The sequence below is a fragment of the Sphingomonadaceae bacterium OTU29LAMAA1 genome (genome assembly GCA_024072375.1).
Lineage (GTDB): Bacteria > Pseudomonadota > Alphaproteobacteria > Sphingomonadales > Sphingomonadaceae > Sphingomonas.
This window is the reverse complement of record CP099617.1, coordinates 2,644,034-2,666,069: the sequence shown is the minus strand read 5'-3', so window position 1 is coordinate 2,666,069 and position 22,036 is coordinate 2,644,034. Positions and strand designations below refer to the sequence as shown.

General features: G+C 67.1%; 23 protein-coding genes. 15 read left to right on the top strand and 8 right to left on the bottom strand.

What is annotated here, in order from left to right; all coding sequences use genetic code 11:
• The first annotated feature begins 102 nt into the window (after positions 1-102).
• From NF699_12940 to NF699_12890, 11 genes are all read left to right on the top strand, one after another.
• Complete coding sequence (locus NF699_12940; GenBank protein ID USU03967.1) at positions 103-1,545, top strand: methyl-accepting chemotaxis protein; 1,443 nt, start codon at positions 103-105, stop codon at positions 1,543-1,545.
• A gap of 23 nt (positions 1,546-1,568) precedes the next feature.
• Positions 1,569-1,841 (top strand): STAS domain-containing protein, encoded by a 273-nt coding sequence (locus NF699_12935; GenBank protein ID USU03966.1) that lies wholly within the window; start codon positions 1,569-1,571, stop codon positions 1,839-1,841.
• Between the two features lie 11 nt (positions 1,842-1,852).
• A complete protein-coding gene (locus NF699_12930; protein USU03965.1) occupies positions 1,853-3,937 on the top strand; it encodes a chemotaxis protein CheA in 2,085 nt (694 codons plus the stop codon).
• Complete coding sequence (locus NF699_12925) at positions 3,934-4,794, top strand: protein-glutamate O-methyltransferase CheR (protein USU03964.1); 861 nt, start codon at positions 3,934-3,936, stop codon at positions 4,792-4,794. Before NF699_12930 ends, NF699_12925 begins: the two co-directional genes overlap by 4 nt.
• Before the next feature lie 29 nt (positions 4,795-4,823).
• On the top strand, positions 4,824-5,855 hold the full coding sequence (locus NF699_12920) for a chemotaxis response regulator protein-glutamate methylesterase (GenBank protein USU07084.1): 1,032 nt from the start codon (positions 4,824-4,826) through the stop codon (positions 5,853-5,855).
• A complete protein-coding gene (locus NF699_12915; protein USU03963.1) occupies positions 5,843-6,409 on the top strand; it encodes a chemotaxis protein CheD in 567 nt (188 codons plus the stop codon). The genes NF699_12920 and NF699_12915 overlap by 13 nt, the downstream gene beginning before the upstream one ends.
• A 29-nt stretch (positions 6,410-6,438) precedes the next feature.
• Positions 6,439-6,804, top strand: coding sequence for a response regulator (locus tag NF699_12910; GenBank protein ID USU03962.1), 366 nt, complete (start codon positions 6,439-6,441; stop codon positions 6,802-6,804).
• A 21-nt stretch (positions 6,805-6,825) separates the two neighbouring features.
• Entirely contained in the window at positions 6,826-7,269 is a 444-nt protein-coding gene (locus NF699_12905; protein USU03961.1) for a chemotaxis protein CheW, read from the top strand.
• An 80-nt stretch (positions 7,270-7,349) separates the two neighbouring features.
• Positions 7,350-8,315 (top strand): response regulator, encoded by a 966-nt coding sequence (locus NF699_12900; GenBank protein ID USU03960.1) that lies wholly within the window; start codon positions 7,350-7,352, stop codon positions 8,313-8,315.
• Complete coding sequence (locus tag NF699_12895) at positions 8,312-8,683, top strand: hypothetical protein (GenBank protein ID USU03959.1); 372 nt, start codon at positions 8,312-8,314, stop codon at positions 8,681-8,683. Before NF699_12900 ends, NF699_12895 begins: the two co-directional genes overlap by 4 nt.
• A gap of 53 nt (positions 8,684-8,736) precedes the next feature.
• Positions 8,737-9,216, top strand: a complete 480-nt coding sequence (locus NF699_12890) for a hypothetical protein (GenBank protein USU03958.1) — start codon at positions 8,737-8,739, stop codon at positions 9,214-9,216.
• Here the strand turns inward: NF699_12890 and NF699_12885 are convergent.
• Positions 9,179-9,343, bottom strand: a complete 165-nt coding sequence (locus NF699_12885) for a hypothetical protein (protein ID USU03957.1) — start codon at positions 9,341-9,343, stop codon at positions 9,179-9,181. The genes NF699_12890 and NF699_12885 overlap by 38 nt on opposite strands.
• Positions 9,344-9,586: 243 nt before the next feature.
• On the opposite strand from NF699_12885, the gene NF699_12880 reads away from it, so the two are divergent.
• Both NF699_12880 and NF699_12875 read left to right on the top strand, forming a co-directional pair.
• The gene (locus tag NF699_12880) at positions 9,587-10,102 is read left to right on the top strand and encodes a homogentisate 1,2-dioxygenase (GenBank protein USU03956.1); all 516 of its coding nucleotides are present in this window, start codon (positions 9,587-9,589) and stop codon (positions 10,100-10,102) included.
• Entirely contained in the window at positions 10,102-11,406 is a 1,305-nt protein-coding gene (locus tag NF699_12875; protein ID USU03955.1) for a M20/M25/M40 family metallo-hydrolase, read from the top strand. Before NF699_12880 ends, NF699_12875 begins: the two co-directional genes overlap by 1 nt.
• Positions 11,407-11,424: 18 nt before the next feature.
• On the opposite strand, the gene NF699_12870 is transcribed toward NF699_12875, so the two are convergent.
• From NF699_12870 to NF699_12860, 3 genes are read right to left on the bottom strand one after another with little or no spacing between them, the layout of a single operon-like run.
• Positions 11,425-11,655, bottom strand: a complete 231-nt coding sequence (locus tag NF699_12870; GenBank protein USU03954.1) for a hypothetical protein — start codon at positions 11,653-11,655, stop codon at positions 11,425-11,427.
• Between the two features lie 43 nt (positions 11,656-11,698).
• Positions 11,699-12,691, bottom strand: coding sequence for an alpha/beta hydrolase (locus NF699_12865; GenBank protein USU03953.1), 993 nt, complete (start codon positions 12,689-12,691; stop codon positions 11,699-11,701).
• Between the two features lie 7 nt (positions 12,692-12,698).
• Entirely contained in the window at positions 12,699-15,710 is a 3,012-nt protein-coding gene (locus tag NF699_12860; protein USU03952.1) for a TonB-dependent receptor, read from the bottom strand.
• A gap of 313 nt (positions 15,711-16,023) precedes the next feature.
• Here NF699_12860 and NF699_12855 point away from each other — a divergent pair, with 313 nt between their 5' ends.
• On the top strand, positions 16,024-16,392 hold the full coding sequence (locus tag NF699_12855) for a cupin domain-containing protein (GenBank protein USU07083.1): 369 nt from the start codon (positions 16,024-16,026) through the stop codon (positions 16,390-16,392).
• 117 nt (positions 16,393-16,509) lie between these two features.
• Positions 16,510-17,400, top strand: a complete 891-nt coding sequence (rarD, locus tag NF699_12850) for an EamA family transporter RarD (GenBank protein ID USU03951.1) — start codon at positions 16,510-16,512, stop codon at positions 17,398-17,400.
• Positions 17,401-17,560: 160 nt separating this feature from the next.
• On the opposite strand, the gene NF699_12845 is transcribed toward rarD, so the two are convergent.
• The 4 genes from NF699_12845 to kduI all read right to left on the bottom strand — a co-directional run bounded on the left by NF699_12845 (position 17,561) and on the right by kduI (position 22,031).
• On the bottom strand, positions 17,561-19,114 hold the full coding sequence (locus tag NF699_12845) for a carboxylesterase/lipase family protein (protein USU03950.1): 1,554 nt from the start codon (positions 19,112-19,114) through the stop codon (positions 17,561-17,563).
• Positions 19,101-20,111 (bottom strand): sugar kinase, encoded by a 1,011-nt coding sequence (locus NF699_12840; protein USU03949.1) that lies wholly within the window; start codon positions 20,109-20,111, stop codon positions 19,101-19,103. The genes NF699_12845 and NF699_12840 overlap by 14 nt, the downstream gene beginning before the upstream one ends.
• Before the next feature lie 119 nt (positions 20,112-20,230).
• Positions 20,231-20,983 carry a 2-dehydro-3-deoxy-D-gluconate 5-dehydrogenase KduD gene (gene kduD, locus NF699_12835; protein USU03948.1) on the bottom strand — a complete coding sequence of 251 codons (753 nt, stop codon included), beginning with the start codon at positions 20,981-20,983 and terminating at the stop codon, positions 20,231-20,233.
• Positions 20,984-21,191: 208 nt separating this feature from the next.
• Positions 21,192-22,031, bottom strand: coding sequence for a 5-dehydro-4-deoxy-D-glucuronate isomerase (gene kduI / locus NF699_12830; protein USU03947.1), 840 nt, complete (start codon positions 22,029-22,031; stop codon positions 21,192-21,194).
• Between the last annotated feature and the right edge of the window lie 5 nt (positions 22,032-22,036).

Sequence of the window (22,036 nt, the reverse complement as noted above, 5' to 3'; positions counted from 1 at the left end):
CATTGTCTGTCCAATACGGACGCAGATGCCGCCATGTCGATAACCCGAGTTCCCGGGTCGCCAACGTCGTGCCGGCTCGTCCCGCTCAATCGATCGAAGGACATGCCGATGTTTTCCTGGTTCAAGAAGAACGCGCCGATCCGCACCAAGTTCAAGACGCTCCTTCTCCTCCACAGCACGATCGCGGGCGGCGGGGTGGTGACCACGTTCCTCGCGGCGCAGGCCATGCCGGCCGAGGCGACTATCTATATGGGGATCTCGGCTGCGCTGTTCGCGACCACGGTCGTCACGGTCCTGCTCAGCGGCAAGATGATCAGCGATCCCTACGTCACCACCGTCGTCCGCATGGAAGCGCTCGCGGCGGGCGATCTGGATGCGCCGATCCAGTTCACCGACTATCGCGACTGCGTGGGCCGGATGACCCGGGCGATGGAGGTGTTCAAGCAGAACGCCGAGACGGTGCAACACGCCGGGGCCGCGCAGCAGGTCGTGGTGTCCGCGCTGGGCGAGGGACTGACCCGGCTGGCGTCCAGCGACCTCAGCTACCGGATCGACCAGGCCTTCCCCGCCGATTACGAGCGCCTCCGCGCCGATTACAACCGCGCGCTGGACGCCGTCGCCGACACGATGACCGCGGTGACCGAAGCGACCAGCGGGATCAGCAACGGCGCGATCGACATCCGCAAGGCGTCGGACGACCTGTCGCAGCGGACCGAGCAACAGGCCGCCAGCCTGGAAGAGACCGCGGCGGCGATGGACGAGATCACCTCGACCGTGCGTCAGACCGCAGCCGGCGCGAACCGTGCCAACGGCGTCGTCGAGGAAGCGCGCGTCGAGGCCGAGCAGTCGGGTGAGGTGGTGCGCCGCGCGGTCGACGCGATGAGCGGCATCGAACGCTCGTCGAACGAGATCTCCGAAATCATCTCGGTCATCGACGGCATCGCCTTCCAGACCAATCTGCTGGCGCTCAACGCCGGCGTCGAGGCGGCACGCGCCGGCGATGCTGGACGCGGATTCGCCGTCGTCGCATCCGAAGTGCGTGCGCTCGCCCAGCGCTCCGCCGAGGCCGCCAAGGACGTCAAGACCCGCATCATGGCGTCGTCCGAACAGGTTGACGCCGGCGTCGAGCTGGTCAGCGAGACGGGGAAGGCCTTGCAGCGCATCATCGGCCGCATCGCCGAAATCAGCACGCTGGTGTCGCAGATCGCCACCGCCGCCGACCAGCAGGCCAATGGGCTGCAACAGGTCAACACCGCGGTCAGCGAGATGGACGGCGTGACGCAGCAAAACGCCGCGATGGTCGAAGAGGCCACCGCCGCCGCCCGCAGCCTGTCGACGGAAGCGGACGAACTCGCCCGCCATGTCGCCCGCTTCAAGATCGAAAACGGTACGTCGCACGCGGCGAACGGCAACGGAGCATCGAACCAGCCGGTGCATCGCCTGCAACAGCGTGCCGCGGATGCGGGCCGTCGTCTGGCCGCGCAGTCGCGCGGTGGTCGATCCGCCGCCGTGGCCGTTGCCGCGGACGACTGGTCCGAATTCTGATCCCCCCGGGAAGGTCGCACACCATGGCTGCTCATCCGCTCCCCGCCACGCTCGATACGTCTGCCGCCACCGCGCTGCGTGACACGCTCTCCGCATCGATCGACCGTGGCGAACCCCTGCACCTCGACGGTAACGAGGTCGCGCGGATCGGGCAGGCCTGCCTTCAGGTCCTGGCCAGCGCCCGCCTCACCGCCATCGCGCGCGGCGTCGGCTTTCGACTCGATAACCCGAGCGACGCCCTCGCCCGCATGATCACCCTCGCCCGGCTCGACGCCGTGCGCGATCCGGTCGTCTGAAAGGACGCATGATGAATCTCGACGAGATCCAGCAGATATTCTTCCAGGAATGCGACGAAGGCCTCGCGATGATGGAGGCGAGCTTCGCCCTCGTCCGGCAGGGCGACTACGATCACGAGACGATCAACACGATCTTTCGCGCCGTGCATTCGATCAAGGGCGGCGCGGGAGCGTTCGGGCATGAACGGTTGCAGGCGTTCACCCATGAATACGAAACGCTGCTCGATCTGGTCCGCAACGCCACGCTGTCGCTGACACCCGACCTGCTCGGCACGATCGTCAGCGCGTTCGACATGCTGGCCGATCATGTCGCCGCGGCACGTGATGGCGGCGATGCGCCGGTCGACACCGCGATGCTGGCCCGTCTGGTCGCGGCGGCTACGCCGACGACGGTGGCCGATGTCGTGCCGTCCACGCCTCCGCTCGACGATTTCGACGACCTGTTCGCGCTCTGCGAAGCGCCGGCCGCGACGCCCGCCGGTGTGGGCGAGTGGCGGGTGACCTTCGTCCCCGGTATCGATGCGCTGGAAAACGGCGGCGATCCGCTGCTGCTGCTGCGCGAACTGGGGATGCTCGACGGCGAGACGGTCTCGGTCGATGTATCGCGCCTGCCGCTGCTCGACGACCTTCGGCCCGATCGTTCGTATCTCGGTTGGACGGTGATCGTCCCGGCTGAGGCCGCAGAGGACGATATCCGCGCGATCTTCGAATTCATGGGTGCATGCGAACTCACCCTGACCCGCGCCGATGTCGCCGCGCCGGTCGAAGACACCGCGACCGATCTCGATGACGGAGACGAGCCGACGGTCGAACCGGCGATCGCGCCACCGGCAGGGATCACGCCGGTCGCGACGATCGTACCGATCGCCGATGCCGCCGCGTCGCGTTCCGCCGTACCGCCCCCGGCACAGACGATCCGCGTCGACCTCGACAAGCTGGACCGGCTCGTGAACCTGGTCGGCGAGCTGGTCATCACCCAGGCGATGCTCGCGCAGCGCCTGTCGGAACATGCGATGGGCGGGATCAGCGAGCTGACCGACCTCGATCACCTGACCCGCGAGTTGCAGGAATCGACGATGGCGATCCGCGCGCAGCCGATGAAGACGGTGTTCAGCCGCGTGCCGCGGATCATCCGCGAACTGGAGCTGGAAACCGGCAAACGGGTCCGCCTGGATATCGTCGGCGAGATGACGGAGGTCGACAAGACCGTTGTCGAACGGATCGGCGAACCGCTCACTCACCTGATCCGCAACGCCGTCGATCACGGCCTCGAAACACCCGCCGACCGCCTCGCCGCCGGCAAGTCCGAAGAGGGTGTGGTCACCCTGTCCGCCGCGCATCATTCCGGACGGATCGTCATCACCGTCGCCGACGACGGACGTGGCATCGACCGTACGCGTGTCCGCGGCAAGGCGGTGGAGCGTGGCATCATCGCTGCCGATGCGGTGCTGAGCGACGAGGATATCGACAATCTGATCTTCGCACCGGGCTTCTCGACCGCGGCAACCGTGTCCAACATTTCCGGCCGGGGCGTCGGCATGGATGTGGTGCGCAAGAACGTCCAGGCATTGGGCGGGCGGATCGGGATCAATTCCAACTTCGGTTCCGGCTCCAGCTTCGCGCTGTCGCTGCCGCTGACGCTGGCGGTGCTCGACGGCATGATCGTCACCGTCGGCGACCAGACCTTCGTCATTCCGTTGAGCCACATCGTCGAAAGCCTGCGCCCGACCGATGCGGGCGTGAAGGTGCTCGGTCCGACCGCCTCGCTGCTCGACGTCCGCGGATCGTACGTGCCGGTGCATCGCGTCGCCGAACAGCTCGGCATCCACGGCGCGCAGAGCGATCCCTCGCAGGCGGTGCTGATCGTCGTCGAATCGGATACCGGCCAGGCCGTGCTGATGGTCGACTCGATCCAGGACCAGCGCCAGGTGGTTGTGAAAAGCCTGGAGGCCAATTACGAGGCGATTCCCGGCCTTGCAGGCGCCACCATCCTGGGCGACGGCCGCGTCGCGCTGATCCTCGACGTCGATGCCCTGATCTCGCGCTGGCGACGCGATCCCCGGCTCGTCGCCGCACCGATCGGACTGGCGGCATGAGCGCCGCAGCCCGCACCGGCGACCGGCAAGCCGAATTTCATTTCACGCCCGCCGATCATCAGGCGATCAGCGCCATGGTCTACGAGGAATCGGCGATCCTGCTGCCGCCCGGCAAGATGCAATTGGTCTACGGCCGTCTCGCACCCCGCGTGCGGTCATGCCGCCTGACCAATTTCGCCGACTATATCGCGCTGATCGGCCACGATGCGAAGGAACGCACCGCCGCCCTGAACGCGCTGACCACCAATCACACCAGCTTCTTCCGTGAATCGCACCATTTCGACCATTTCATGGAACATGCCTGGCCCGCGCTGGAACAGCGCCTGTCCGCGCGCGGCAAGGTGCGGATATGGTCCGCCGCCTGCTCGAGCGGCGAGGAGCCCTATTCGCTGCTGATGGCGATGTTCGGCAAGGAGCGCGGCACCGGCCAGCGCCTGTCGCGCACCGATCTGCGCATCCTCGCCACCGACCTGTCGACCGAGATCCTGGCTGCCGCCGCCGCCGGCCGCTACGCGCTGGATACCGCCGCGGGCGTTCCGCTACCGCTGCGCTCGACGTGGATGACCAAGGTGGACGATCGCGCGGAGGTTCACCCGCTGATCCGCGACCGTGTCAGCTTCCGCAAGCTCAACCTGATCGAGCCATGGCCGATCAAGGGCCGGTTCGACGCGATTTTTTGCCGTAACGTCATGATCTATTTCGACGAGCCGACCAAGGAGCGGCTGCAGACCCGGCTCGCCGATCAGCTGGCGCCCGGCGGGTTCCTGTACATCGGTCATTCCGAACGGCTGGCGGCATCCGTCGCCACGCGCTTCACCTGCGTCGGTCGCACGACGTTCCTGAAGAACGACGCATGAGCATCACCGATCCGGCCGCGCCATCGGGCATGCGACGGCCGCGGCCATGCACGCGTGTGCTGATCGTCGACGATTCGCCGACGATGCGCGCGATGGTGTCGCACACTCTGTCGCAGGATCCGGACATCGAGGTGGTCGGCACCGCCGACGGCACCGCCTCCGCACGCGACATGATCAAGCAGCTGGCGCCGGACGTCATCACGCTCGACATCGAGATGCCCGGCATGAACGGGCTGGAATTCCTCGACAAGATCATGCGGCTGCGACCGATGCCCGTCGTCATGCTGTCGACGCTGACCGGGCGCGGCGCCGATGCGACGGTCCGCGCGCTCGAACTGGGTGCGTTCGATTGCTACCAGAAGCCCGACCGGGCATTCGGCAGCGATCTGGGCGAAGAACTCACGAGGCTGGTCAAGGCCGCTGCGAACAGCCGGGTCCGACCTCGCTTCGTCGCGGAAACCGGGCAGCCGCCGCAGGGCTACGTCCCTCGTGCCGATGCGATGATCGCGATCGGATCGTCGACCGGCGGCGTCGAGACGCTGATCGAGCTGCTGTCCGGCTTTCCCGCCAACTGCCCGCCGACGGTGATCGTGCAGCATATGCCCGAGGCCTATGTCCCGACCTTCGCCGCACGGCTCGACCGCCTGTCGGCACCGCACGTCAGCGTCGCCCGGTCGGGTGCACCGCTGCAACCGGGCCACGTCTATGTCGCGCCGGGGGGCACGCATCATTGCGAAATCACTGGCGGGCCGCTGCGCCGCTGCCGGCTGGTCGTGGACGAAAAGATGAGCGGCCACCGTCCCTCGGTCGATCGCCTGTTCCTGTCGGTCGCACGCTGGGCCGGCGCATCGGCGGTCGGAGCGATCCTGACCGGCATGGGGGCGGATGGCGCGGAAGGACTCAAGATCATGAAAGAAAGGGGAGCGATGACCATCGGCCAGGACGAAGAGAGCTGCGTCGTCTACGGCATGCCCGCCGCCGCACACCGGATCGGTGCAGTGACCGTCCAGCTGCCGCTCGCGCGGATCGCCGCACGGCTGCTGTCGGAATGCCGGGCGTGAGCGCCTTGCCCAGACCGGCCGATGGCCTCGTCCGCATGACGATCATGCAGGGCGAGACCAGGGTATCGAACGATGCCGGCGTCATCATGACGACGGTGCTCGGCAGCTGCATCTCGGCCTGCCTGTACGATCCGGTCGCGAAAGTCGGCGGCCTCAACCACTTCCTGCTGGCGGAACCCGGCAACGGCGACACCGACGTGCGCTCGCTGCAGCGTTACGGCGTCTATGCGATGGAGGTGCTGATCAACGCCATGATGGCGATGGGCGCGTCGCGCTCCAACCTGAAGGCGCGCATCTATGGCGGCGCTAGCCTGCGCGACGGGTTCCGCGATATCGGCGCGACCAACGCACTGTTCGCCAGGCGCTTCCTGCGTGACGAGCGCATCGCGCTGGTCGGCGAGGATGTCGGCGGGCACGGTGCGCGGCGCGTCGAATTCCGGCCGACGCTGGGCCTCGCCCGGTGCCGCATCGCCGCCGACCGGCCCGCGGAACGCCCCCGCCTCGTCGCGCCTCCGATCCCCGCCGCACAGCTCGGCGATGTGGAGTTCTTCTGATGCAACATTCCCCCAACGAAGGAAAATCCGTGTCCGGTACGATCATGACCGTGGACGATTCGCCCAGCATGCGCATGCTGCTGAAGGCGGCATTGACCGATCTCGGCTACAAGGTGCTGGAGGCCGAGGACGGTGTCCATGCGCTGGAGCGGCTCGACGGGATCGAACCCGACCTGCTGATCACCGACATCAACATGCCCCGGCTCGACGGCTTCGGCCTGATCGAAAAGGTGCGTGCGGAGGATCGCCATCGCAACCTGCCGATCCTGGTGCTGACCACCGAGAGTTCCGACGAGAAGAAGAATCGCGCGCGCTCCGCCGGCGCGACCGGCTGGATCGTCAAGCCCTTCCATCCCGACAAGCTGGCCGCGGCGATCCGCCGCGTCCTGCACTGATCGCCCTTCAGGAGACCTTCCATGTCCCGTCAGCTCATCACCTTCCAGATCGGCGAGCAGGTTCTCGGCGTCGATATCATGGCGATCCGTGAAATCCGCGCCTGGTCGCCCGCGACGCCGCTGCCCAACGTGCCGCCGCATGTCCGCGGCGTCGTCAACCTGCGCGGCGTCGTCCTGCCCGTGCTCGATCTCAGCCACCGCCTCGGCTGGGGCATGACCGATCCGTCGTCGCGTCACGTCATCATCGTAGTCCGCATCGGCGACCAGTTGCAGGGCCTGATCGTCGACGCGGTGAACGACATCGTCACCGTCCCCGCCGACGGCATGCAGCCCCTGCCCGACATCGGCGAAACGCCCGCCGCCAACTACCTCGAAGGGCTCGCGACGATCGATCAGCGCCTGATCCTGATCCTGGCGCTCGAACGGCTCACCGACCCGTCGATGCCGCTCGCCGACGCCGCCTGAACGCCGCAGACCCGCCACAGAAAGTGAACACCGCCATGGCTGCCCCGGTTAAAGTCCTAGTCGTCGATGATTCCCTCACCATGCGCGCCCTGCTGTCCGGCGCGCTGGAACGCATTCCCGGCGTTGCTGTCGTCGGATCGGCGGGCGGTGCCGACGAAGCCCGCACGATGCGCGAACAGCTGCACCCCGACGTCATCACGCTCGATGTCGAGATGCCGGGAATGAGCGGCCTCGAATATCTGGCCGAGGTGATGGCATCGCGGCCGATGCCGATCATCATGTTCTCGACCCGCACCGAAGCCGGCGCGGAGGCGTCGATCGAGGCGCTTCGGCTGGGGGCGATCGACTGTTTCCCCAAGCCAAAGGTCGCCGTCGCCGCGGAATTCGACAAGATCCTGAGCAAGCTCGGCAAGCGGATCAAGGCCGCGAAGGGCGCGGCGGTCAAGCCGAGTGGCGGTGCGAAGCCCGTCGCCGCTCCGCCGCTCGACTGGAACGGCCGGATCGTCGCGATCGGCGGCGAGGCGGCCGCCACGCAGGCGCTGTTCGACCTGTTCGGCACCTTTCCGGCGAATTGCCCGCCGACCGTCGTCGTCCAGCATCTGGGCGCAGGCCTTGCCGGTACGATGATCGATACGATGGCCGCCGAGATCGCGCCGCGGATCGTGCTGGCCGAGGATGGCATGGCGATCGAACAGGGTACGATCTACCTCGCGCCGCCGGGCGAGCATCATGTCGTCGTCGACGGCTGGCCGAACGGGCGCCTCCGCATGCTGCCGCGCGATCCCGTGGCGGGCGAGCGGCCGTCGATCTCGATCCTGTTCGCCTCGATCGCCAAGGCTGCCGGCGCCGAAGCGGTCGGGCTGTTGCTCGGGGCCGACGGCGAGGATGGCGATGCCGGCGTCCGCGCGCTGCAGGCGGGGGGAAGCTACGGCATCGTGCCGGCGGAACGGCGCGCCGACGGCTTCGTGATGTCGCGGCGGATCGCGACGCAGGCGGTGCCGGCGGACCAGCTGGCCGGCACGATCCTGAAATTGTGTGGCAAATGATCCATCAATCGATCATCCGCGCCATTCCCGTCCCTGGGGCGGACCCGTCGCTCGACGGCATGGAGCCCGCCATGGCCTATGCACTGGCGGATGAGCTGGTCGGTCTCACCGGCCTGCTCGCCGAACTGGCGTTCGACCTTGCGAGCGACAGCGAAACGCTGCGCCGGCATATGCACAGCCTGCAGGTGATCGACCGGATCACCCAGGCGCAGCTGGCGATCGCCGACGTGCTCCGCTCCACCGATCCGATCGATCGGCGGCTCGAGACGGTTACACTGGAAGATCTGGGCCGCAGCTTGTCGGAATCGCTCGCCCGTTATCGCCGCGAGGGGCTACCCGTGGACCTCGACAACGTTGACACGGGTTGATTTCGGATCGTCTCCGGCTATGCCGTGCTGCGGTAAAGGAGGCGACGATCACGATGGATGCCATATTGCGCGAACAGGATGTCTCCGCCTCTGTCGATCGGGAAACCGGTGTCAGCCGGTTTGCCGGTTCACCGATGCCGATCGACGCGACTGGTTTTCAGCCCGGTGACGACGCGCTTGCGACGCTAGCGTGCAGCATCACCGGAGCGCGCCGCAAGCTCGCCGATCATCTGGAAGCATCCCTGTTCGCCAATCCCGGACTGGACATCATGCTGTTCCTGTTCGCCGAGGGGCTGAACGGTGCCACGGTGACCACCAATGCCTGCTGCGCCGCCGCCGGCGTTCCGCGCACCACCGCGTTACGCTGGATCAAGCTGTTGCAGGACCGGGGTCTGGTTCTTGGCAGCGACGATGTCAGCGACCGGCGTGTGACGATGCTGGCGTTGAGCCAGACCGGCCGCTCGACGATCCGTGCATGGCTGACGGAAATTGCCGCTATACCGCTGCAGCGGGCCGATCCGCAGGATCGGTAACCGCACACCCCAGCACCTCGAGCGCGTGACTGACGTGGATTGCGGCCATCGTCGCCCCCTGCTCGTCCAGCAGATCGAGTGTATCCAGCAGCAACACGCAAACATGGTCGTGCACGTCGGCGTTCATGACTTTTGTCCCGATCATCACCGTTTCACCGCTCCCCTTTGATCCGGCCGGCGATTGTAACGTCCATTCCGGATATTCCCGTTTAGGCCCAACTGGTCGGACAAATCAATCTGGGTTTGGATTTTTAGAGCGTAAGAAGGTGTTTCTGCTCTCGACGCCTGATCGTGGCTCGCGCGGATCGGGCCGTGACACGACGGACGCCCCTGCTATCCTCGTCCTCGAACGATATGGAGGATGGTGCGAATGCTATCGATCTTTTGGGGCGCGATGATGGCGGCCGCCGTACAGGTCGCCGTTCCCGCCGCATCGCCGACCGCATCCTGCCCGTCGGGATCGACGGTCCTGCCTGCCGGCCTGTCCGGCTGGGCGCGATCCGTCCCGCTCGCCGCCGGCGTGTCCGCCGGAGACGCACCAGCGCTGCCGATCGGTAGTGGCGTCCGCGCGACGCTGGTCGCCACGTCGACCTTGCGTCTGGCGCAGGCCTCCGGGAAAGCCGGCACGCCTGCGGGCTTCGGCGGTGTCTTCACGCTCTCGGTCGCAACGCGGGGCCGCTACCGGATCGCGCTCGGAAGCGGCGCGTGGATCGACGTGGTCGCGGGCGACCGCATCGTCGCGTCCGCTACGCACGGCCATGGTCCCGCCTGCTCGCCGATCCGCAAGATGGTCGATTTCGATCTCGCCCCCGGTCGTTATCAGGTCCAGCTCACCGGCAGCAAGACCGCGGCCCTGTCGCTGATGGCGGCGAGGGTCGCGTCGTGATGCTGACGCTGTTCCTGCCGCTGCTGCTCGCGGCCAGCCCCGCCGCCGCCGATCCCGCACCACGCCTGTCTTCGGCGGAGGCGCGGATGGCCGCGACGGTCGATGCCGAATACGAACGTTCGGTTACGCTGCTGGAGCGGCTGGTCAATCAGAACAGCGGCACGATGAACCTGCCCGGCGTTACGAAGGTCGGCGCGATGATGGCGGAGGAACTGCGCGGGCTGGGCTTCACCGTGACGTGGAAGCCGCTGCCGCAGACCGGCCGCGCGGGCCACATCATCGCGACGCATGGCGGCGCGCCCGGCACCCGACGGCTGCTGCTGATCGGCCATCTCGATACCGTGTTCGAGGCGGATTCGCCGTTCCAGCGCTTCGTCCGCAAGGGCGAGGAGGCGAGCGGCCCCGGCGCCGGCGACGACAAGGGCGGCATGGTGGTGATGCTGTCCGCGCTGCGCGCAATGCAGGCCGCCGGCACGCTCCGGAACGCGAATATCGAGATCGTGCTGACCGGGGACGAAGAGGATTCGGGCGATCCGATCGCGGTGGCGCGCGCCGACCTGATCGCGGCCGGCAAACGCGCCGACGTCGCACTCGATTTCGAGGGGCTGGCGATCGAGGAGGGCCGCGACATGGGCTCGATCGCCCGCCGGTCCGTCAACGACTGGACGCTGACCGTAACTGGCAAGAGCGGCCACAGCTCGCGCATCTTCAGCGAGGCGTTCGGCGATGGCGCGGCCAACGAGATCGCACGCATCGTCGCGGCGTTTCGCACCGAACTGCCCGAGGCCAATCTGACCTTCAACGTCGGCCTGCTCGCCAGCGGCGTCACCGCTGCGATCGACGCGAGTGGATCGAAGGCGAGTGCGCAAGGCAAGAGCAACATCATCCCCGCGCAAGCGGTCGCGAGCGGCGATTTCCGGACGTTGAGCGAGGATCAGACGCAGCGCGTGCGGACGAAAATGACGGCGATCGTCGCGCGGCATGCGCCCGGTACCGATGCGTCGATCAGCTTCAAGAGCGGCTATCCGGCGATGGCGCCGACCGCGGGAAACCAGGCGCTGCTCGCCCGGCTGAACGTCGTGAACCGCGATCTGGGACTGCCGGCGATGCCGCCGCTCGATCCGTTGAAGCGCGGCGCGGGCGACATTTCGTGGGTGGCTGCGGATGTCGACGGACTGGTCGGGCTGGGTACCGCCAGCCGCGGCGATCATACGCCGGACGAGGTGGTGGACCTGTCGACGATCCGCCGCCAGGCGAAGCGCGCGGCGATCCTGATGTCCCGCCTGAGCGCGGAGAAGCGCTGAGGCGCGGCGCGGCTCGGCTCAGCCGTGGCTGACGATCGGGTGGGTTACGCGCAGATCGTCGGCGATCCGTTCGACGATATCGTTCTCGGCCGCCGATCCGGTCGGCGTCACCGACCAGTTGCAATGGGGATGGGTGGCGACGGCATAGACCTTCATGTCGCCGAGGACGAGGCGCCAGCGGCGGCGATTGCCGCCCGCCTTCCGCACCAGAGTGGAAAGGAACAGATCCTGAAGCGCGCCGCTGGTCATCGCGCGCGCCTTATACCGCCCAACCGCCGGCGAAAAGCTCGGCTCAACCCAGACCCCGGCTCTGCGCCCAGGCGTGGAACAGGCCGAGCCACGCCTCGACCGGCTTCCCGGCGGTGCGGCGAAGGCCGAAACCGTGGCCGCCGTGGGTGAACAGATGCGTTTCGACCGGGACGCCCGCCGTCTTCAGGGCGGCGCGAAACGCCAGCGTGTTGCCGACGTCTACGGTCGCGTCGTCCTCGGCATGGGCAAGAAAACAGGGCGGCGTCTGCGCGGCGACGTGGTTGGCCGGGGTGTGCGCCGCCTCCAGCGCGGGTGAAGCAGCCTCACCGATCAGCAGGGCCCGCGATCCGGCGTGCGCCAGCGGCCGCGTCATCGCCTGCACGGCATAGATCGGCGCCGCGATATCGGGACGCGCGCTCCACCGGTCGGCCCGGTCCACGGCCGTGTAGGTCGGCGTGGCATGGCGGGTGGCGAGATCGCAACAGACGTGCCCACCCGCCGAAAATCCCATCGCACCGACCCGGTCGGGCATGATGCCGTAATCGCGCGCGCGCGACCGGATCAGCCGCATCGCCCGCTGCGCATCGGACAGCGCGACATCGGGGCCCGCCGCCCAGCCGTCACCGGGCAGGCGGTAGAACAGCACGAACACCGTCCAGCCTCGCGCCGACAGCCAGCGCGCGACCTCATATCCTTCCTTGTCGACGACGACCCGGGCATAGCCGCCGCCGGGCGTCACCAGCAGCGCCGATCCGTTGGGGATCGCCGGCCGGAACACGACCATGCGCGGGCGCACGATCCCGCGGACGGCGCGATCGGGCAGTTGCCCGTCGGTGCTGCGTTCGTCGACGACCTCGACCGGCGGCACCTTGGGCATGCCCGGCGCACCGGCCGGCCACAGATCGATCGTCTCGGCCGGGTCGGGCAAACCCGGCATCGCCGCGTCCTTCACCCGCGGCGATGCGGTCTGCGCGCCAGCCGCCGTCGCCAGGCCGGCGGCGAAGGTTCCGATCAGGGCCTGTCGACGATCGATCATACCCACCTCACATCTTGAAGCGCGCGCCGGCCAGGAACGTACGGCCGAAATGGTTGTATTCGTAGTTCCGGTTGGCGTCGATGTCGGTGTAGCGATCGCGATACTGGTCGGTCAGGTTGGTCCCTTCCAGCGACACCTCGACGTTCGGGGTCAGCTTGTACCGCAACGAGGCATCGACGTTGATCGTCTTGTTATAGCCCTCGAAGATGTTGCCAGTGCCGCTGTTGGCATCGATGTACGGCCCGCGATAGCTGATCGATCCACGCGCCGAGAACTTCGCATCCTCGTAATAGAGCGTGCCGTTATACTGCTGCTTGGACAGGCCGAACAGCGTCGCATTGCGATTGGCGTTGACCAGCGGACCGTAGGCACAGGCCGCCGCCGGGGTTGCGCCGGGGACGCAGGCCGAGACGACTGGACCTTGCACGGTGTAGTTCGCGCTCGAATCGACGAAGGTCGCATTGGCGAGCACGCCGAAGTTCTTGAGGAAGCCGGGCAGGAAGCTGAACGTCGCCTGCAGCGCGATCTCCGCCCCCTTCAGCGAGGCGCCGGTGCCGTTGACCGTCGTGGTGATCGTCCAGATCGGCTCTGCCTGCAACGCGGGATTGAGTGCCGCGGGCGACGACGCGCCGAGCACCGACGCCGGCAGCCCGGTCGAGGTGAAGGTCGCGTTGGTGATCGCAGACGACACCGGGAAGCTTTCGACGTTCTTCTTGAACAGCGCGACCGACAGGATCGACTGCGGTGCGAAATACCATTCCGCCGCGATGTCGTACGCCGCCGCACGGAACGGCTGGAGCTGCGGATTGCCGAACGATACGCGATAGTTGAAGCCGTCCGCCGACCCGCCGGGCGTCAGGTTGCCCAATGTCGGCCGCGTCATCACCTTGGCGGCCGAGGCACGCAGGATGATCGTGTCGGTCGGGAAGAACGCGACGTTGATCGCGGGCAGCCAGTCGTCGTAATCGCGATCGACCGTCACGACCGCGCCCGAATTGATCCCGGTCGAGCTTTGTGCGGTGTGCGCATAGCGAACGCCAGCGTTCAGCGCATAGCGCAGGCCGGCGAGGTCGCCCTTGGCGTCGATCTGGAAATAGCCGCCGGTCACCTCTTCGGTGACGCTGCGATTGTCGCCGACCACCAGCGTCGGGGTACGACCGTAGAGGTTGGTGTAGCTCGTCGCCGCGTCGAGGTTGGGAACGAGCCACTGCGTCGTCGTTCCCGACGGCTGGCCGGCGTTGCCGAGCGTGAACAGCTCGCTCAGCGCCGGGGTGACCTGGAAGCCATATACCGCGCTCGGACCGAACGCGCTGCTCGCCGAACAGGTGATCGTGCCGAGCACCAGATCGCGCCCGCCGTTGCCGCACACCGCGGTGTCGCGCTGGAACGAGATGCTGTCGAAATCGAAGCGCCGGTACACCCCGCCCAGCTTCAGCTGATAGCCGTCGGCGACGTCCCATTCGGTACGCAGCTGCGCGGTGCGGAACTTGTTGGTGACGGTCGACGGCCGATCGCGGATCTCGGCCAGCTGGAAATTCGCCGGCTCGGTCACGCTGGTGCCGAAGGCGAGCAGCGGCGTGCGGCTGTCGGTATAATCGAACTTGTAGCCCTGCGCGTCGCGATCGTCGAACACGACAGTCGTCTCGACCGGGATATCCGCCTCGGACTTCGAGAAGCCGCCCAGAACGGTGAAGCGGAACCGGTCCGTCACGTCCTGATCCCAGCTGCCGCCGAGCTGATAGAATTCGGTCTGCGAGCGGCGCAGGTAATGTTCGGTCCGCACCCAGGCGTCGTTGAGCGTGCCGGACACCAGGTTCTTGTTCGCGTCGTAGACCGGGTTGATCAGGTCGATCGAACGTTCGTTGGAGCGCAGCAGCACCTCCGCCCATTTCTCTTCGCGCTTTTCCTTGAAGCGCGAATACAGGCCGTCGATCGACACCTTGGTCGCGTCGCTCGGCGCCCATTGCACGCTACCGGTCACGCCGAGCCGCTCGCGGCCATGGAAGACCTCGCCGTAGCGCGGGATACGGGGATGGAAGGCGAGCGCGGCGGTGTCGCAGGCGGTGCCGGGGCGATAGAAGCCGCCAGCGTTTGCCACCGGTGTCGTCCCAGTGTTGCTGTTGTAGAAGCACGGCGTGCCGTTGACCGAATCGAACCGCGCCTGCGCCCACCGGACGGTATTGTTGCCGAGTTCGAGATTGTCGGTCTTCTGATAGGCCGCCGACACCGCCGCGCCGAACGTGCCGTCGGGCGACTTGTACGATACCAGCCCGGCGAGGCGGGGCCGTGTGTTCTCGCTGAGGTCGTTATAGCTCGCCTGCGCGGAGAGCACGCCGGTGAAGCCGGTCTTGCCGCCGAGCGGATTGCCGGTGTTGAGGTCGACGACCGCGCCCAGCGACCCTTCGTCGAGGCTGGCCTCCGCCGTCTTGTGGACGACGATCGAGTTGAACAGCTCGGATGCGAAGACGTTGAAATCGAACGCGCGGTCGCGATTCGACGAGGCGCCGTCGGTCGAGGTCGCGACCGTCTCCAGCCCGTTGACGCGGACGCGGGTGAATTGCGCGCCGAGGCCGCGGACGGTGATCGCACGGCCTTCGCCGGCGTCGCGCTGGATCGAGATGCCCGGGATGCGCTGCAGTGATTCGGCGAGGTTCTGGTCGGGGAACTTCGCGATATCCTCCGCGACGATCGCGTCGACCGACGATACCGAATCGCGCTTCACGTTGAGTGCGGCGTCGAGGCTGCGACGGAAGCCGGTGACGACGATGTCCGCGCCACTCTCGGCGCCGTCGGGTGCGGTGGTCTGCGGCTGGACGTCCGCTCCGCTATCCTCCGCACCGCCGGCGGGGACGACCGCGGTCTGCGCCGGAGCCGGATCGGTGTGCGGCGGGCTGCCGGGCTGCGCCGGCGTCGCCGGAATGGTGGCGGCCTGCGCAAAGGCGGCGGCCGGCAACAGCATGCCGAGCACCAGCGCGCCGGTCGACACGCCGTGGCGGGCAAAAGTCGAACGTCCAGTCATTGCAATCACTCCCCATGCGGCCATACGCGGCCATCGTTCCTCGTTGACGCCGACCGATCGGTCCTCGTCGTCATGTCGTCGGGGAGTATGGTGCCGTGGCAGTCACTTACCTGCCCATCCTCCCCAGGACGGCCATCTGTTGATGGTCGCGTCACCGATCCCTTGCCTTGCATAGGTAACCGGTGTCAGAAACATGCTGCGCAGACGGGCGCGTGTCAACATCCCGCAAAGCGCAAAGATGGAGACGGTAATGACAATGATCCTCGCCACCGCCGTGCTGGCAGCCCTGCAAGCCGGCCCCGCACCCGCCACCATGCCTGTCGAACGGCCGATGGTCGTGGTCGACGAGGCGGCGGTCAAACGCGACGAACCGACGCCGCACGGCAAGATCGGGATGAGCACCGCCTACCGAATCAGCGACGCGGTGCCCGGTCGGACGATGGAATTCCGCAAGCGGGTGCTCCACGTCGGCGCCGCGATCGGCCTGCACCCGCTGGCGCACGACGAGGTCTATTACGTCCTGTCGGGAGAGGGGATCGTGTCGTCCGGCAAGGATACCAGGCCGCTGAAGCCCGGTATGGCGGCGTATCTGTATTCCGGCGCGACCGTGGGTATCCGTCAGGTCGGCAAGACGCCGCTGACGCTGATCGTCAGCTATCCGGTGGTGAAGGCGGCCGACTGACCGGGTTTGCGGGCGACGCCGACCGTTCGTCGCCCCGCCCCGCTCCGCCACCGCCACCGCCACCGCCAGACGACCCAACGTGTTGCGCCGCAACACGCAACCCGTCACAGCGCGGGGATGGTCGATACCGCTCATCCGCGCGCCGGGCTGTTCTACGGCATCGGCGCCTACACGCTGTGGGGCGTGCTGCCGCTCTATCTACACCTGCTGAAGGACGTGCCGCCGTTGCAGGTGCTGTCTCACCGCATACTCTGGTCGCTGTTGCTGCTGGCGGCGGTGATCCTCGCGACGAAACGCCTGCGGCCGCTGCTTGCCGTGGCGCGCGGCCGCGTATTGCTGATGCTGACCGGCAGTGCGGCGTTGATCGCGGTGAACTGGTTCGTCTACATCTGGGCGATCGCCAACGCGCATCTGGTCGAGGCGAGCCTCGGCTATTTCATCAACCCGCTCATCAACGTCGCGCTCGGCATGCTGCTGCTCGGCGAACGGCTCGACCGGCTACAGGGCGGCGCTATCGGCTTAGCGGGGGTCGGCGTCGTATTGCTGGCGGTCAGCGGCGGTGGTGCGATCTGGATCTCGCTCGCCCTCGCGCTGAGTTTCGGCTTCTACGGCCTGATCCGCAAGATAGCGGCGATCGACGCGCTCGGCGGACTGACGATCGAAACGGCGATCCTCGCCCCGGTCGCACTGGCCGTGCTGCTGTACGCCAGCAGCACCGGCTCGGCCGAATTCGGTCGCGACGGCACGATGGACCTGCTGCTGATCCTCGCCGGCCCGGTCACCGCGGCGCCGTTGCTGATGTTCGCGGCGGGCGCGAAGCGGCTTCGCTATACGACGATGGGGCTGCTTCAGTTCATCGCGCCGACCTTGCAATTTCTCGAGGCGGTGCTGCTGTATCGCGAGCCCGTCCGCCCGGCACAACTGGCGACCTTCGCGCTGATCTGGCTCGGGTGCGGATTGTACGCGTGGAGCAGCATCGCCGCATCGCGCCGGATGGCAGCGGCGTGATCAAACCTCTCCCTTGAGGACCGTCAGGTAAACCGTGTCCCGTGCGGCTTGGATCAAGCGGGAAGCCTGATCGGCCTGATGCCGGGTTGGGGGACGTCTCACCGGAACCGGCGCTTGGCGACTCCTCCACCGCAACCCATCCCCTGAAGAGGAGGGGCTCTTACGTTCCCGGCTGGATGTACGGCACGCGGGCGAACAGTTCGCGTTCCCAGCCGCGCGGGTCGTTCTCCACCCGCGCGCGCGCGTCGAAGATCATCGTCGCGCGCGTATCCAGGCCGTATTTCGGCCAGCGCGGCAGGCCGGCGTGGTTGGGATCGCCCGTCCGTGCGAAAGCGACGAAGCTGTCCTGCATCGCCTTGCTCGCCGACTGCGCATCCGCTCCGGTGCCCGTTTCGGAACCCCTGGCGCCCAGCGTGCCGAACACCAGCGGGATGTCCATCGTGTGGAACGCACCGCGCCGCGGCTCGACGCGCGATCCATAGTCGACCTGATAGACGAAACCGGGAGCGCCGGCCCTTGCGCGCTCCTCCGCCTCGATCACCTGCCCGCGCCAGCTACGCCCGGCGGTGGTCGCACCGTAAAAGACGTCGAGCGGGCTCCATGTCGGAAAGTGCGCGCGATATTGCGCGACGACCCATTCGGGCAGGATGTCGATACGCAGTTCGGGCGCCATACGTTCGGCGACATTGTCCCACGTAAGCCCCTGCACCTTCGCCGAATTGAGGCCGATGAACGCCCGCGTCTCGTCATGGGTGTTGCCGAGCATCATCGGGATGCGCAGCCCCTGCGGCGCGGCATCGGGCCAGAACGGATGGCGGGTGAGCCACGTCATATCGAGCACCGGCCCGAAATAGACCCCACCACCAAGGATCGGGTCGATCGCGTCGAGCGCCTCGACCAGTTTTCCGGTCGGCAGCGTGGTCACATCCCCGCCCAGCTTCGCCAGGTACGCCTTCGCCCGCGCGGTGGCGTTCAGCGGGCCGGACGCGGTGACCTGTTGCCCGCTCATCGTCGCAGCGCGGTGGAACAGCCCCTTCGCCGCCGGCATGGCCATCATCGTCGCGATCTTGGCACCGCCGCCCGATTGGCCGAACACCATGACCCGGTTCGGATCGCCGCCGAATGCCGCGATGTTGTCGCGCACCCATCGGAGCGCGAGGATCAGGTCGAGCTGCCCCGCATTGCCGCTGTCGGGAAAACGCGGGTCGAGCCGCGCGAGATACAGATAGCCGAACGCGTTGAGCCGGTGATTGACCGTCACCACGACCACGTCGCCGCTCGCCGCCAGCGCCTGCCCGTCGTTGAGCGGATCGGTGACGCTGCCGTTCGAATAGGCGCCGCCGTGGATGTAGAGCATTACCGGCTTGTTCCCGCTCCGGCGCGGGTCGGCGCTCCAGATATTGAGGAACAGGCAGTCTTCGGATTGCGGGCCGTACGATCCCTTTTGCGGGCAGACCGGGCCATAGGCCTGCGCACGCACGATCTGCCCAGGCTGCGCGACCGGCACCGGCGCGCGAAAACGCTCCGCCCGACCGTAGCGGATACCGCGAAAAGCGTGAACGCCGCCCTCGATCGTGCCGACGAAATCGCCGGCGGGCGCGCGCACCGCGGCGGGTGCCTGTCCGCGCGCTCCGGTGGCGAGCAGCGTCGCCGCACCCGCCCCGATCGCGGCGCGGCGGGTCAGGCCATCCCCGTTCCGACTAGCGCCGGACATCCAGCCCACCCGCGAGATAGGCGTCGATATCCGCCTGCCGGAACAGCGAGGCATCGCCCGGTAGCGAATGCTTGAGCGCAGTGAGCGCAAGGCCCGTCGCCGCCGCCGCGCCGATGTCGCCACCGGTGCGAAGGGCGTGGAGCACGCCGCTGGCGAAGGCGTCGCCGCCGCCGATCCGGTCGACGATGCCGGCGAGCACGACCTCCTCGGTCTGCGCATGGCCGTCACGCGTGTCGATGCGGGCGGAGACGCGGTGCAGGTCGACGTTCTCGACATGGCGCGCGGTCGAGGCGATCGTCTTCAGCTTGGGGAAAGCGGCGAAGGCGGCGTCCGCGGCGTCGCGGCGGCGGTCCTCGCCGTCATGGCCGCCGAAATCCTTGTCGAGCAGCAGCGCGATGTCGCGGTGATTGCCGAACATCAAATCGGCATGCTCGACCAATTGCATCAGCAGCGCGCGAGGGTTGCTGTCCCAGCGCTCCCACAGTTTCGCGCGGTAATTGCCGTCGAACGAGATCGGAATATCGCGGGCGGCGGCGGCCTTGACCGCGGCGATCGCGCTCTCCGCCGGCACCGGACCGAGCGCCGGGGTGATGCCGGACAGATGGAACCAGTCGACGCCGTCGAACAGCGTGTCCCAACCCCATGCGTCCACCGGTGCGTTGGCGAACGAGGAGTGCGCGCGGTCGTAGATGACTTCGGTAGCGCGCATGCCGGCGCCGGACGTGACGAAATACAGCCCCATGCGATCGCCGCCGAGCTGGATCGCGGCGGTATCGACGCCGTGGCCGCGGAGCGTGGAGATCGCCGAACGACCGAGGTCGTTGTCGGGCACCATGCTGGCAAAACCGACGTCATGGCCCAGTTTGGCGAGTGCGGTGGCGACGTTCGCCTCAGCCCCGGCGACCCACACGTCGAACTTGGGAGTCTGGAGCAGCAGCTCACGCCCCGGCGGCGACAACCGCAACATGATCTCGCCGAACGCCAGGAACTTGGCCACGTCTCTCTCCTGTTTGTGCCGTCCTCACCCTTCCGGCGCTTTGCGCCTCCCTTCCTCTCCCATCGGGAGAGGGAAAAGACGCCGAAGGCGGCGAAGGGTGAGGGCAGCCCCTTATCGTATCAACGCGCCAGCCAGCCGCCGTCGACGGCAAGGATATGCCCCTGCACGTAATCCGCCGCACGGCTCGCCAGGAACACAGCGGCCCCGCCGAGGTCGTCCGCATCGCCCCATTTGCCCGACGGAATGCGGTCGAGGATCGACTTGTTGCGCGCCTCGTCCGCCTGCAACGCGGCGGTGTTGTTGGTCGCGATATAGCCCGGTGCGATCGCGTTGACGTTGATGCCCTTGCTCGCCCATTCGTTGGCGAGCAGCTTGGTCAGGCCGCCGATGCCGCTCTTCGACGCGGTATAGCTCGGCACGCGGATGCCGCCCTGAAACGTCAGCATCGATGCGATGTTGATGATCTTGCCGCCGCCATTGGCGATCATGTGCCGCCCCGCCGCCTGACACAGGAAGAACACCGATTTCAGATTGGTGTCGACGACCGCGTCCCAATCCTCTTCGGTGAAATCGACCGCATCGGCGCGGCGGATGATGCCGGCATTGTTGACGAGGATGTCGAGCCCGCCGAGCTTGCTGACGGTCTCGTCGACGACGCGGCCGACCGGCTCGATCGACGACAGGTCGGCGGACACGATCTCCGCCTTGCGGCCAAGGTCGCGGATGCGGGCGACGGTGTCTTCGGCCGGCGTGCGGCCGACGCAGGCGACGTCGGCGCCGGCGTTGGCGAGGGCGACGGCGATCGCCTGCCCGATGCCGGTGTTTGCACCGGTGACGACAGCGACTTTGCCTGAAAGGTCGAAGGGATTCATTCTAATCTTCTCCTCCCCTCCCTCTTGAGGGAGGATCACTCGGGTCGAAATGCCCCCCGGGCATTTCTGGATCATGCCGGGGGCATGATCCACCCGGTGATGGGGGTGGGTTCAGTCCGGCGGTACGGCGGCCCAAAGTGCCCGCGTCACAATAGCGCGAGCACGCCACCCACCCCCAACCCCTCCCTTGAAGGGAGGGGAGTTTCGATTAAGCCAGCTGGCAGATGTCCAGCACGTTCATGTCGGTATAATCCTGGTTCTCGCCCGCCATCGCCCAGATGAAGGCGTAGGCCTTGGTGCCCGAACCCATGTGGATCGACCACGGCGGCGAGATCACCGATTCCTCGTTGGCGACGACGATATGCCGCATCGCCTCGCCCTCACCCATGAAATGCATGACGCGATCGTTCGGGCCGTCCAGCTCGAAGTAGAAATAGATCTCGCTACGACGCTCGTGGATGTGCGGCGGCATGGTGTTCCACACCGAACCCGGCTTCAGCACGGTCAGGCCCATCACCAACTGTGCGCTGTCGCACACGCCCGGGATGACGAGCTGGAAGATCGTGCGCTCGTTGGATTCTTCCAGCGAACCGCGCTCCAGCGCATTGGCGTCTGCGATCGATAGCTTGCGCGTCTGGAACGCCTTGTGCGCCGGGCAGGACGCCAGATAGAAACGCGCGCCGTCGCCCGAGAACTGGACGTCCTTCGCGCCCATCGTGACGTACAGGCAGTCCTTGTTGCCGAGCGTGAAGCTCTCGCCGTCGACGGTCACGGTGCCTTCGACATTGCTGACGTTGACGATCGCCAGCTCGCGACGCTCAAGGAACGGGTGCCCCTTGGCCGACGCCGGCTCTTCCTGCACGGGCAGCGCGACCGAGCCGGATTCGACATGGACGCCGCCGATCACGAAGCGATCGGCATGCGTGTAGTTGAGCACGCATTCACCGGCGCGGAACAGGCCCTGGATCAGATAGCGGTCGCGCAGTTCGTCGTTGGAGACGCACTCCATCATGTCGGGATGGGTGGCGTAATAGGTGCGGTCGAACATGAAGG

Coding starts and splice junctions, on each gene's coding strand:
- NF699_12915 (USU03963.1), top strand. CDS start 5,843: ATGCCGGGCGTGAGCGCCTTGCCCAGACCGGCCGATGGCCTCGTCCGC.
- NF699_12895 (USU03959.1), top strand. CDS start 8,312: ATGATCCATCAATCGATCATCCGCGCCATTCCCGTCCCTGGGGCGGAC.
- NF699_12930 (USU03965.1), top strand. CDS start 1,853: ATGAATCTCGACGAGATCCAGCAGATATTCTTCCAGGAATGCGACGAA.
- NF699_12845 (USU03950.1), bottom strand. CDS start 19,114: ATGTCCGGCGCTAGTCGGAACGGGGATGGCCTGACCCGCCGCGCCGCG.
- NF699_12940 (USU03967.1), top strand. CDS start 103: ATGCCGATGTTTTCCTGGTTCAAGAAGAACGCGCCGATCCGCACCAAG.
- NF699_12860 (USU03952.1), bottom strand. CDS start 15,710: ATGACTGGACGTTCGACTTTTGCCCGCCACGGCGTGTCGACCGGCGCG.
- NF699_12890 (USU03958.1), top strand. CDS start 8,737: ATGGATGCCATATTGCGCGAACAGGATGTCTCCGCCTCTGTCGATCGG.
- NF699_12905 (USU03961.1), top strand. CDS start 6,826: ATGTCCCGTCAGCTCATCACCTTCCAGATCGGCGAGCAGGTTCTCGGC.
- NF699_12880 (USU03956.1), top strand. CDS start 9,587: ATGCTATCGATCTTTTGGGGCGCGATGATGGCGGCCGCCGTACAGGTC.
- kduI (USU03947.1), bottom strand. CDS start 22,031: ATGTTCGACCGCACCTATTACGCCACCCATCCCGACATGATGGAGTGC.
- NF699_12920 (USU07084.1), top strand. CDS start 4,824: ATGCGACGGCCGCGGCCATGCACGCGTGTGCTGATCGTCGACGATTCG.
- NF699_12875 (USU03955.1), top strand. CDS start 10,102: ATGCTGACGCTGTTCCTGCCGCTGCTGCTCGCGGCCAGCCCCGCCGCC.
- kduD (USU03948.1), bottom strand. CDS start 20,983: ATGAATCCCTTCGACCTTTCAGGCAAAGTCGCTGTCGTCACCGGTGCA.
- NF699_12925 (USU03964.1), top strand. CDS start 3,934: ATGAGCGCCGCAGCCCGCACCGGCGACCGGCAAGCCGAATTTCATTTC.
- NF699_12855 (USU07083.1), top strand. CDS start 16,024: ATGCCTGTCGAACGGCCGATGGTCGTGGTCGACGAGGCGGCGGTCAAA.
- NF699_12935 (USU03966.1), top strand. CDS start 1,569: ATGGCTGCTCATCCGCTCCCCGCCACGCTCGATACGTCTGCCGCCACC.
- rarD (USU03951.1), top strand. CDS start 16,510: ATGGTCGATACCGCTCATCCGCGCGCCGGGCTGTTCTACGGCATCGGC.
- NF699_12870 (USU03954.1), bottom strand. CDS start 11,655: ATGACCAGCGGCGCGCTTCAGGATCTGTTCCTTTCCACTCTGGTGCGG.
- NF699_12900 (USU03960.1), top strand. CDS start 7,350: ATGCGCGCCCTGCTGTCCGGCGCGCTGGAACGCATTCCCGGCGTTGCT.
- NF699_12885 (USU03957.1), bottom strand. CDS start 9,343: ATGAACGCCGACGTGCACGACCATGTTTGCGTGTTGCTGCTGGATACA.
- NF699_12865 (USU03953.1), bottom strand. CDS start 12,691: ATGATCGATCGTCGACAGGCCCTGATCGGAACCTTCGCCGCCGGCCTG.